We start from the raw sequence: 11,455 nt of genomic DNA on the forward strand, positions 1-11,455 counted from the left end.
CGACGGTTGCAGGTTCAAGTCCTGCAGGGGTCACCAGCAGATTCCCATGCTCGAAATTCCCAAGTTCAAAACAACAAGGACCGGAGCTTTCGCCCCGGTCCCTGCAGCCTGTTTCGTAACTGTTCGTCAGGCCGAAACGACTTCCGGCAAGGCTTTGCAAAAGCGCTCGACGTCTTCGATCTTGCCCATAGAGACGCGCGTCCATTCATTATAGTCCATGTACTGGCCCCGGATGTAGACGCCTTTTTCCTTCATGGCCTGCTGGACCGCGTTCGCTTCCTTGCCAGACTTGAAGTAGACGAAATTGGTCTGCGACGGCAGCGACTCCAGACCCAGCACGCCAGTCGTTGCGAGAATCATCTCCCGTGCCTCTACGATCTTGCCTTTGGAAAAATCGAGAAAGGCGGTGTCATTGTAGCTGCCGATGGCGGCCGCGAGGCCCACGCCGGATATCCATGACATGGACGTGCTCTGAATCTTCGCGGCGGTCTCTGGCGACGAGATCGTATAACCGACGCGGATGCCGGCCATCCCGTAAATCTTGGAAAACGTTCGCGAGACAATGACATTATGACCTTCCTTGACCAGGCCGATGCACGTGTTGGCGTCCGGATCATTGGCAAGTTCCATATAGGCCTCGTCCACGAGCACCGTGGTGGTGGCGGACATGCGTTTGACTGCCGCCTTCAGGGTTTCAGGGTCCAGTACCATGCCGGTCGGATTGTTCGGATTGCAGAGCTGAACGAGACCAGTCTCGCTGGTGACCTTTGCCTCCATTGCCGACAGGTCGATGCTCATGTCTGCCGCGAGGGGCACGCGGTCGATTTCGGCCATCCCCAGATTGACGGCATAGAGCGCCGTCGTATCCCAGAACAGGCGGGGCGCGACGATGGGGCCCTTCTGACCGTAGATCAGCGCGATGGCACAAAGCGCCTCGCCTGACCCGGTTGTGATGGCGATCATGTCTGGTGTCACACCGTGACGCTCGGCAATCATCGCCGCCAGATTTTTGCCGGCGATGTCCGGATAGTAGGCGCCCTTCTTTCCGGCATATTCGATCATTTTCAGGGCCGACGGCGCGGGACCATACGGGTTTTCGTTCCGCGACAATAGCGCGACCCCGCCACGCGGACCGAGCAGTTCAGGTTCTGCCGATGGCGCATCGGCAGGAAACGCCGCCTCTGCTGCTGCAGTGCCGGACGTCGTGCACGCCGTCGCACAAGCAACCGATGCGCCGACAGCTCCGGTCAGGACCCAGCGTCGTGAAATATCAAATGCCATTTTGTGTTCCCCAGTGATTGGTTGGATGTTGATGGGGCTTCGGCCCCGCGTAATCGGTCCGAGCCTCCCTGTTCAGGACGTGAATGAATTGTACAAAACGATCGCAGACGTTGCGACGAGATAAATCCCGAATACGCGCTTCAGGGCTACGGCGTTGAGACTGTGCGCGGCACGCGCTCCGAGGGGCGCGGTCAGGAAAGACATAGCAGTAATCGCCAGAACGGCAATCACGTTCACATAGCCGATCGAACCGAACGGGAGGCCCGGCTCGCCGAGCCCAAGGATCGCAAACCCGATTGCTCCGGGTACGGCGATGAGGACGCCGAATCCTGCAGCCGTCGCCACGGCCTGGTGGATGGGCCTGCCGCATGCCGTCATCACAAGAACGGCAATCGTACCACCGCCGATGCCCAGAAGCGCAGAGAACGCCCCGAGGAATGTTGCTATGCCGGCCAGGAGTGGCCCGCTCGGCATCTCCTTTGTGATCGCCGTTTTCGGTTGCAGGACAGGCGCGATGAAGTGCACCCCCATCAGGAACACACCGATCGAGAAAATCCATTTCAACGACCGGCCATCCATGTAGCGCGCAATGATGATGCCAAATACCGCACCCACGACGAGCCATGGCGCCCAGTCGCGGATAACCCTGAAGTCAACGGCCCCGCGCTTGTTGTGCGCGTGGACCGACCGCGACGAGGTGACGATAATGGTCGCGAGCGAGGTGCCGATCGCGAGATGTGCGATGATATCGCTTTCAACGTTGAAAACGCTGAATGTGAGCAGAAGGGCGGGAACGACTACGAATCCGCCGCCTATTCCGAAGAGCCCCGCGACAAACCCGGCGACGATGCCGGCTGCGAGCAAGACTGCGATCAACTGGCTGACATGAGCCAGGTCGAGATTGGATAGTGACATATTTGGGTGCTTCTGTTCTTGTTGGATCGCTCAGGGATACGGTAGTCACACTCCCTGCTACGAGGCAGGGAGTGGATGCGCCCACTCCCTGCGAATTCGCAATCTGCCCAAATTCCGGTCAGATTGTATGCACCTGCATCAGAAGCTTTTGGATGCTTTCAGATAAACGAAGCCCCCCTGCCAATCGACGATCGAGTCGGAGCGATAGATCCGACCATTCCCCGTTTCGCGAAGCTTGTAATAGTCGGCTTCGTCCGGGTATTCGTCGGTTACGTTCCGTGCGCCCAGGGTGAACTTCGTCGTGTCGTCATAATCGTAGGACGCCTCGATATCGAACAGCACCTTTGCACCAAACTCTTCAGTGATGAGGCCGCCCGGGCAGCTGAAGCCATCCGTGTCAGCGCCCGTGAAGCACTGCGATGCCGTGGAAGAACCGAAGTAGTTTGCCCGGCCCATGAATGTATACGCACCGATCGAATGGGATGCCGTGAAGGTGGCACGGAACTCCGGTGTGCCGTTCTCGAAGTCGAAAACGTCTTCTTCGAGGAACAAGCCCCCGATGTTCACTTTTTCCACCGAGAACGTGTTGTAGTTGGAGCTCAGCGTAAGTGCCGTCGCACCGCCACTTCCCCAATCCGCAAGATAGGTGACGACGAGATCAACACCCTCTGTCGAGGAATCAAACGCGTTCTGGAAAAACTGAACCGCGCCGATCGTATCGGCACCCGGCACGTTTGCCGCCAGCAGTTCCACCCGGATATCGTCGGTAACCGTGATTGATCGGGACGCATAGAACTGGTCCGAAATGTCGATCTTGTAGAAATCCAGCGTGACGCCGAGCGGTCCGAAGCTTCCGGTTGCACCGACTGAATAGTTCGTCGACTCCTCCGGCTTGAGCTCCTGAGCGCCAAGGAACAGCGAGACCGGATTGGAGGCCGGGAAAAGGCCCGATGCAACGGGTTCGCCTGCCGGGAACCGGGTCGACACGTTTGTCGTGGAAAGTTGACCCGGTGTCGGTGCCCTGAATCCGGTACCGACTGAACCGCGCAGGTTGATGCTGGGTGTGACGGACCAGCGCGCTGCGATCTTGCCATTCGTTGTTTCACCGAAGTCCGAATAGTTTTCAAACCGTCCGGCGACTTCCACAAAGAGTGTTTCCGTCAGGTCGGCCGACGCACCGGCATAGACGCCGTAGCTGTCGCGGTTGAAGGACCCCGAATAGTCCGGCGAGTAGCCAGGGAAGCCGTTCGAACCGACGCCGTTGATCTGGTAAACCGGATCGGATGAGTCCGAACAATCCAGTGTCGAGCCATTGGCGACAACACCCAGGCCTGCGGCCGTTGGCGCCATGGCATCACAAAAGCCCCAAGGATCGGCAAAGCCGTAGATGCCGGCAATGTAGGATTGCTCGTCACCGGGGACGGCCTCATAGCCTTCGTCGCGCCATTCCGCACCGAAGCTGAAGTCGACCGGGCTCGCGAACGCGGCCATCTTGTATTCGTAAACGAAGTCAGCCGCGACGGCGACTTCGTCAGAAATCAGGTCGCCCGGATGAAACGTGTTTGGCGAACCATCACCCAAGGACGGGTTCACGGTATCGGTCAGTTTGTAATTGATCTGGTTCTTTCCGTAGCGCGCCGAGAAATCGTAGCTGAAGACAGGCGAGAATTCGCCCTTGATGCCGCCGGTTGCCGAATAGTCGACAACATTGCCGAAGAAGCGCGGCACGAAGCCAGCCGGGAACCGTTCATCAAAGCTGTAGGTCGAGCCATCCTGAAGTCGGATCTGAGGTCCGTTCACCGAGTTGCCCGGATAACGGAAGTTGAAGTCGCCATCGCCCGACGAGTTCGAATAGTTGGCAAAGCCATATAATTCCTGGCCGCCGGGGAGCGTGTAACCCATGTTGACGAAGGACCGGAAGGCTTCTGCCTCAGGCTGCCCCCAAAGCTGGACGTTGCTGGTGTCGAAATCACCACCAGGGCCGTACAGATACGCCTTGTCCGGATTTGCCGCGACATATGCCGCCACGTCAAATGAGGTTGTGGAATCCCATTGTTTGCCGCGGTTGGTTGGCTGGGATGATGTCCCCTCAAGACTGATATTGATGAAGCCATCGTCACCCAGGCCGAGTCCAATATTGCCCGCGATCAGGAGGTCTTCGCCATCACCTTCGTAATATTGCCCCGCTTGAACGGTCAGCGATGCCCCGTCGGCAGAATCCTTCAGGATGAAGTTGATGACACCGGCGATCGCATCGGAACCGTATTGCGCAGCAGCGCCATCACGCAGGATTTCTACCGTTTTCAGAGCCGATGCCGGGATCGTCGCGACATCAGGTCCTTGCGTGCCCGAGCCACCAATCGAAACGAGTGCTGCGCGGTGACGACGCTTTGAGTTCACGAGCACAAGCGTTTTGTCTGACGACAGGCCGCGCAAGGCGGCGGGACGGATGAATGTCGAACCGTCCGAGATCGGCTCGCGGCCGATGGTGTAAGACGGGACCAGCGTCTTGAGCACGTCGTTGGTATCAGTGAAGGACACGTCGTTGATAGTGGCCTCGTCGAGAACGTCGATTGGCACGGCGGAATCGGCAATCGTGCGCGGCTTGCCGCGAGAGCCCGTGACAGTGATCGTTTGCTGGACGGAGACAGCGTCCGCCAAGGCCAGCTCCTGAGTCATTGCGGCTTCCTGTGCGGTCGCCGTCAGGCAGCCGGCCGCAAGGACCACACCTGACATCAGATAAGTGCGAAACGAAAGTTTCATTGAAATTACCCCTTATTGTTGCGCTGCTTTCAGGCAACGCGACGCCATCCGTCGAGACGGATTGTTGAACCCTCCCCCGACTGACGATCGCATTGCGATCCGCCGGAGGAGCCGATGCGGGATGACTTAAATCCCGCTCTGAATTTTGAGAATTCGCCCAAGGCGAAACACCTAACCGACCCGCCGCTGGGTCGCTTCTTGGGTTCGGCGTTGAACTTGGATTCAACAGACCCAGCGAACGCACGGGTTCAAACAAAAAACATTGCGTTGCGCTGGAATAGCCCCAGCATCGCTCGAAAATGATGCACCGCAGCAATCGGGACGCTTAATGCGGCAGCAGATCACGCAGACCAGAAAGTCCGCGGGTCCATCTGGCCGAAGGCCGCAATTCAGGGCAAAATGTTGGAGATGGCGACTATCGTCTCGGCGATTTCCCGCATCGGCTTGCCGCGCGCCATCGCCATCTTTCGCAAGGCTTCATAAGCCGCGTGCTCGCTGACCCCGCGCTGCTCCATGAGCAGACCCTTGGCCTTTTCGATCAACTTGCGGGATTCGAGATCACTCTTCGACCTCGAGAGTTCCTTCAACAGAGCGTCCGTCAATCGGAATCTCTCTATGGTCACATCAACCACTGTCGCAACCCGATCAGCGGCAAGTCCTTTAACGATGTACCCGCTCGCTCCAGCGCGTATGGCGCGGCGCGCGAGATCGTCCAACTCCGTTTCAACGAATACTGCTACCGGCATGGGCCTAACGCGTGCCAATTCCTCAATCGTCTTGATCATCGCACTATCGGGCAGTTGCCGACTGATGATCAGGATATCAACCGCTTGTGCGTCGGTCTCTGCCAACACCGCACTCGTCGTCAGTTCGCTGATCCGACGCAGGATGGCCTTTCCCGCCAAGCCCGCCTCAAATATTTCCACGCGCTTGGCATCGTCGTCCACAAGCAAAATTTCCAAGGCCGTATTCGGCTGGGCCTCCTCATGCGAATTCATCTTGGCTCCGAACACTTTTTCTAACGGGATAGGCCGTCCTGGTATCGAATTCTGACATGAGAATGGTTTCCGCCCCGTTGGAAGATCGTTGAACTGGCTCGATGTTCGTGTGTGTACGCGCAGAAATACAATGCAATTCTCTGCAAATAAGCGAAGCAACCACAGTCAGACGCATACTTGGGCATTTCAGCCTGTCCAGTGCCAACAACTTGGCTATCCCGGCAACTCTCCTGCAGACATTGACGCGCTGGCGCTAAGCTCAGTCCTATTCCGCAGGCGCTCCAGCCGAATCTGCCTCTTCCGATTCCCGCTCAAGCTGGCGCGCCACATCGCCCGGTGAGCCCGACTTGCGCGCGAACAACGCGTAGGCTGTCGGAACGAACAGGACCGTGACGAAGACGGCCGTGATGACGCCGAATAATATGACGACACCAATCGCCTGGCGGGTTTCGGCTCCTGCCCCTTCTGACAAGATGAGGGGAAGAGAGCCTGCCGCAGTCGTCAAACCTGTCATGACGATAGGCCGGAAGCGCGCCAGCGACGCCTCTCGCAAGGCTTCGTCGAATTCCATGCCTTCGTCGCGCAGCTGATTGGCGAATTCGACGATCAGGATGCCGTTCTTCGCAGCCAGGCCGACTAGCATGATGAGGCCAATCTGCGTGTAGATATTAATCGTGTTGCCCGTAAGCCAAAGACCGAGCAGGCCTCCGGCAATCGTCGCAGGTACACAGAGCATGATGATGATCGGATGCCGATAGCTCTCGAACTGTGCCGCGAGAACGAGGAAGACGATGACCAGACCGATGGCGAAGACAAACAGGATCGACGAGCCCGACGATTTGAAGTCGAGCGACTGGCCTTTGAAGTCGATCTGGGCTTCGGGGGGCAGGACCTCGCGCGCCACACGCTCCATGCCGCTCAAGGCCGTCCCGAGGGACACGCCGGGCGCCAGACCCGCCTCGATGGTGATCGAGCGGACGCGGTTGTAGCGATTGAGGCTTGGACTGTCAGCAATCGATCTGATCGTGGTCAGGCTGGACAACGGGATCAACTCGCCGGACCGCGATGACCGAACATAGATGTTCTGGATGTCCATGGGCGTGTTCTGGTCTGATCGCAGGCCTTCGAGGATGACGTCATACTCTTCGCCATTGTCCGTATAGGTCGTGACACGCCGGGAACCGAGCATGGTCTGCAACGTGCTACCAACCTCCGACACGGTCACGCCGAGATCGGCGGCGCGCTCATAATCGATCGAAATCCGGAACTGCGGTTGTGTTTCCTTATAGTCCCAATCGATATCGACCAGCCCTGGATTATCGGCTTCCAGCGCCGCGACGAATGTATCGCGCCACTGAGTCAGGTCTTCGTAGGAGGGGCCGCCAATGACAAACTGGATGGGTTTTCCATTTCCGCCGCCTAGCCCCTGCCGCATGATGGCGAAGGCGCGGATGCCAGGAAGATCGGAGAGTTTTCCGTTGATTTCCTGGATGATCGCGTCGGCTGGCCGACGATTGGCCCAATCGTCAAGGACGACAATGACAAACCCCTCATTGAAACCCGACGATCCGAACCCAGGCGCGCGCAGCAACAGGCGCGTCGCTTCGCCCGTCTCCGAATAAGGCAGCAGCCGGCGCTCGATCTCGTCCAGATAGGTGGACATGTAGTCGAAGGATGCGCCTTCCTCGCCCCGGATGCTGATAAAGAAGCTGCCCCGGTCCTCGCGTGGGACATATTCCTCGTCGATATTCTGGAAGAGCCAGACAGCGCCACCAAAGATGCCGCAAAGCATGACCGCCACGAGGATGGGTCGGTGGATCAACCGATCGAGAATCCAGCCATAACCGGATTTGAGTGCAGAAAATGCACTGTTGATGACATAGGGAATGACCCGGAGGATGCCGGTCGTCGCTTTTGGTATGAGCAGCTTGGACGCCAGCATCGGCACCAGCGTGAGCGACAGGATGCTTGAGAATGCGACGGCTGCGGCCATGGTCAGCGCGAATTCCGTGAATAGCCGCCCGACATTACCCTCGAGAAACGTGATCGGGATGAAGACCGAGATCAAGACCAGCGTCGTCGCGATGACCGCAAAGCCGACCTGGCGCGTGCCCCGATAGGACGCGACGAGCGGGGACTCGCCCAGCTCGTCCATACGACGGTGGATGTTCTCGAGCACCACGATTGCGTCATCCACCACCAGGCCAATCGCCAGGACAAGCGCAAGCAGGGTCAACAGGTTGATCGAGAGCCCGAGGGCGAAGAGGACGATGAACGTTGAGATAATCGAGATCGGGACTGTAATGGCCGGAATGATCGTTGAGCGCACGCTTCCGAGAAAGAGGAAGATGACGAGCGTCACAAGCCCGACGGCAATGAAGAGCGTATTGTAGACCTCGCGAATGGAGGCGTCGATAAATACGGACGAGTCAAAGCTTTGAGCGATTTCCATGCCTTCCGGCAGCGTCTCGTTCAATTCGGCGGCCAGTTCGCGCGCTCCCCGGGCCACATCGACGGTGTTTGCTGTCGACTGCTTGATGATTCCCATTCCCACCATCGGAACGCCGTTGCCGCGAAAAATGTTGCGATCTTCCGCCGTGCCACGTTCCACGCGGGCGACGTCCCCGAGACGGACCAGATAGCCATCATCGCCTTGCGCAATGACAAGGCCTGCGAAGTCTTTCGGGGTCCGGAACGCCCGTTCGATGCGCACGGTGAATGTGCGGGAATCGGACTCCAGGCTGCCTGCCGGAGCCTCGATATTCTCGCTGCGCAAGGCGCTTTCGATATCACTGACGGCGAGGTTGCGGGAGGCCAGCGCGCGCCGGTCGATCCAGATTCGCAATGCATAGTCGCGAGCCCCGCCGACCCGCACACGCGCAACACCATCCAGCGCCGAAAAACGGTCGACCAGGAAGCGGTCTGCATAGTCGGAGAGCTCCGGTGTTGTCAGGTTTTCGCTCGCCAGATTCAGCCAGATGATCACATCATCATTGGCGTCGGCCTTTTCGATTTCGGGCGGGTCCGCCTCCGGCGGCAACTGGTCGAGGACGCCCGACACCCGGTCGCGGATGTCATTGGCGGCGGCGTCAATGTCCTGATCGATGCTGAATTCGATACTGATGCGCGACCGGCCATCCGTCGAATTCGAATTGATGAACCGGATACCGGACACGCCGGCGATGCGGTCCTCGATCACGCGGGTGATACGGGTTTCGATCACGTTCGCAGAGGCACCAGGATAGCGTGTATCAATCGACACGATCGGGGCGTCGATGTCGGGATATTCGCGCAGCGGCAGCCGGTTATAGGCGACGAGGCCGAAAATGATCAGGATAAGCGACAGGACCGATGCGAAGACCGGGCGCTTCACCGAGATGTCGGACAGCAGCATTGGAGTTAATGCGCGTTGGCTGCGGCACCATTGCCGGATGCTCCCGGCAAGATGGCAGATCGGTCGCGGACAATGATTTCAGACCCTTCGCGCACACGGATGGCGCCCTCGGTAATAATGCGCTCGCCTTCATCGAGGCCGGACAAGACCTCGACATTGCCGCCCTGGCGCAGGCCAATCTCGACCTTGCGCTGGCGCGCAATCTCCTTGTCGCCATCGCTGATAGCAACAAGAACGAAATTGTCAGGCCCGAGCGGCTGGATCGCGCCCTCGGGAATGGATAGCGCGGTGCGTGCATCGGCGGATATTGTCACGCGCATGAACATGCCGGCTTTGAGCGTTTTGTCGGGATTGGGCAGGATGGCGCGGACACGTACGGAGCGAGTCACCGGATCTATGGAATTGTCGACACTGTCGATCGTGCCCGAAAAGTCCATCCCGGGCAGGTCGTCGGTCGAGGCTGTGACCCCCACACCCGCCTTGAGTGACCGGAGAAAGGTGGACGGCACCAAAAAGTCGAGCTTCATCTGACTGTCGTCCACAAGCGTCGCGACCACGTCGCCGGGCCGAACGTAGGAGCCGACACTGACCATGCGGAAGCCGAGCATACCGTCGAACGGCGCCACAAGCACACGGTCTTTCTGGCGAACCTGGACGGCGCGGAGTTGCGCGTTGGCATTGTCGAGATCGCGGCGGGCTGCATCCAGCGACGTTTGGGCGATGGCGTCCTGCTCTGCGAGCTGGATCGCACGCTGGTACTGCCGGCGCGCCTCGTCTGAATTGGCTTCCGCCGCCTCGACGAGGGCGACCTGTTCGCGCTGAGCGAGTGACAGCAGCGTCTTGCCCGCCACCACGCGCTCGCCATCATCAAAATAAAGGGCCGTCACGCGGTCAGCGACAGTGAGTGTCAGGTCGACACGCTCATTCGCCTTGAGCGTGCCCAGGGCCTCGATCCGCATCGCGAAGTCCTGTTTGCCTACGTCTGCGACGAAGACACTTGCCGGTCCCCGCCCTTGGGCAGATGCAGGCAGGCCTGAAATCAGCACGGCAAACACAGCCACCACCAAGCCGAGCGGCCGGAAAAGTCTCCAGGTGCTAACAGTATGAGCCATTCAGTTGCCTTGTGATGTTCAGACTTGCGCCGCCAAACACCTGAAAATTATTCGGAAACGCCAGTTTACTTAAATCCAGCCTCCGACACATCGCGATATAGTGCGCAACATCCGGAAGCCAACACTCGTGCTTCCTGCCAATAATAGCACCAAAAACCCAACGATTTCGCAATAATAACCGAAAATTGACCAGCACTGACCGTGCTTCAGGCATCCACATCAGATTTTGAGACGTCATCCAGACCGAGTTCCGCGAGTACCTCATCAGTATGCTGGCCAACAAGCGGAGCGGGACGGATCGGGCGGCGAGTTTCGCCCCGGAAAATGACCGGCGGCTGGGTTTCCCAATAGTCTCCCTCGGTCGGATGCGTGCGCTTCTGGAAGAAGCCGACCGCCTGGAGGTGCGGATCGCCGCGCAATTCGCTGATATCATTCACACGTGCAGCCGGAATATCGGCGGCCGTGAAAGCATCCAACCAGAACTGCGTGGGCCTGGCAGTGAGGTAGGCCTGAACGCGCTCCATCATATAAGGCATGTTGTGATACCGGCCCCGGCGATCGTTGAGGCGCGCGTCCAGCAATTCCTGCGGCGCTTCCAGCACGTCGAACAAGCGGATCCAGCGCGCGTCGACATAGGGCGCAATCGTTATCCAGCCGTCGGCCGTCTGGAGCGGCTGGCGGGACGGATCGACCTGGCGCTGGTAGCAGGCCGGGCCGTTGGGCGGATCGAACGTCTCGCCATACAGATGCTCTTCCAGCAGAAAGTGCGTCACGCACTCAAACATCGGCACTTCGACATGAACCGCTTCACCGGTGCGGTCGCGCTGGCGCAAGGCCGCCAGCGTCGCGTAGACGGCGTGCAGCCCGGACACTTTGTCAGCGATCGCCATTGGCAGGAATCGCGGTGCCGGGTTGCCATCGACCCGCGGCAGGAGGCTCGCCGTACCTGACAAGCCCTGGATAAGGTCGTCGTAAGCTGGCCGGCCCGCATA

7 protein-coding genes are annotated in these 11,455 nt (G+C 59.0%); all 7 read right to left on the bottom strand.

Going from position 1 to position 11,455, the window contains the following annotated elements; all coding sequences use genetic code 11:
* Positions 1-126: 126 nt before the first annotated feature.
* Positions 127-1,281: a histidinol-phosphate transaminase gene (locus ACESNB_RS15185; RefSeq protein ID WP_373008807.1), complete on the bottom strand. Its 1,155-nt coding sequence runs from the start codon at positions 1,279-1,281 to the stop codon at positions 127-129.
* A 72-nt stretch (positions 1,282-1,353) separates the two neighbouring features.
* Positions 1,354-2,196: a sulfite exporter TauE/SafE family protein gene (locus ACESNB_RS15190; RefSeq protein ID WP_373008809.1), complete on the bottom strand. Its 843-nt coding sequence runs from the start codon at positions 2,194-2,196 to the stop codon at positions 1,354-1,356.
* A gap of 138 nt (positions 2,197-2,334) precedes the next feature.
* Positions 2,335-4,932 (bottom strand): TonB-dependent receptor plug domain-containing protein, encoded by a 2,598-nt coding sequence (locus ACESNB_RS15195; RefSeq protein ID WP_373008819.1) that lies wholly within the window; start codon positions 4,930-4,932, stop codon positions 2,335-2,337.
* A 416-nt stretch (positions 4,933-5,348) separates the two neighbouring features.
* On the bottom strand, positions 5,349-5,957 hold the full coding sequence (locus ACESNB_RS15200) for an ANTAR domain-containing response regulator (RefSeq protein WP_373008811.1): 609 nt from the start codon (positions 5,955-5,957) through the stop codon (positions 5,349-5,351).
* Between the two features lie 265 nt (positions 5,958-6,222).
* A complete protein-coding gene (locus ACESNB_RS15205) occupies positions 6,223-9,351 on the bottom strand; it encodes an efflux RND transporter permease subunit (protein ID WP_373008813.1) in 3,129 nt (1,042 codons plus the stop codon).
* A gap of 5 nt (positions 9,352-9,356) precedes the next feature.
* On the bottom strand, positions 9,357-10,463 hold the full coding sequence (locus ACESNB_RS15210; RefSeq protein ID WP_373008815.1) for an efflux RND transporter periplasmic adaptor subunit: 1,107 nt from the start codon (positions 10,461-10,463) through the stop codon (positions 9,357-9,359).
* A gap of 206 nt (positions 10,464-10,669) precedes the next feature.
* Positions 10,670-11,455: CaiB/BaiF CoA transferase family protein (locus ACESNB_RS15215; protein ID WP_373008817.1), on the bottom strand; the 786-nt coding region annotated here is incomplete at its 5' end.

The sequence above is a fragment of the Hyphomonas sp. genome (assembly GCF_041689225.1).
In the GTDB taxonomy this organism is placed as follows: domain Bacteria; phylum Pseudomonadota; class Alphaproteobacteria; order Caulobacterales; family Hyphomonadaceae; genus Hyphomonas.

Bases quoted from the DNA above. Each gene is read 5' to 3' on its own strand.
- ACESNB_RS15185 (WP_373008807.1), bottom strand. From the start codon at position 1,281: ATGGCATTTGATATTTCACGACGCTGGGTCCTGACCGGAGCTGTCGGC.
- ACESNB_RS15190 (WP_373008809.1), bottom strand. From the start codon at position 2,196: ATGTCACTATCCAATCTCGACCTGGCTCATGTCAGCCAGTTGATCGCA.
- ACESNB_RS15195 (WP_373008819.1), bottom strand. From the start codon at position 4,932: ATGTCAGGTGTGGTCCTTGCGGCCGGCTGCCTGACGGCGACCGCACAG.
- ACESNB_RS15200 (WP_373008811.1), bottom strand. From the start codon at position 5,957: ATGAATTCGCATGAGGAGGCCCAGCCGAATACGGCCTTGGAAATTTTG.
- ACESNB_RS15205 (WP_373008813.1), bottom strand. From the start codon at position 9,351: ATGCTGCTGTCCGACATCTCGGTGAAGCGCCCGGTCTTCGCATCGGTC.
- ACESNB_RS15210 (WP_373008815.1), bottom strand. From the start codon at position 10,463: ATGGCTCATACTGTTAGCACCTGGAGACTTTTCCGGCCGCTCGGCTTG.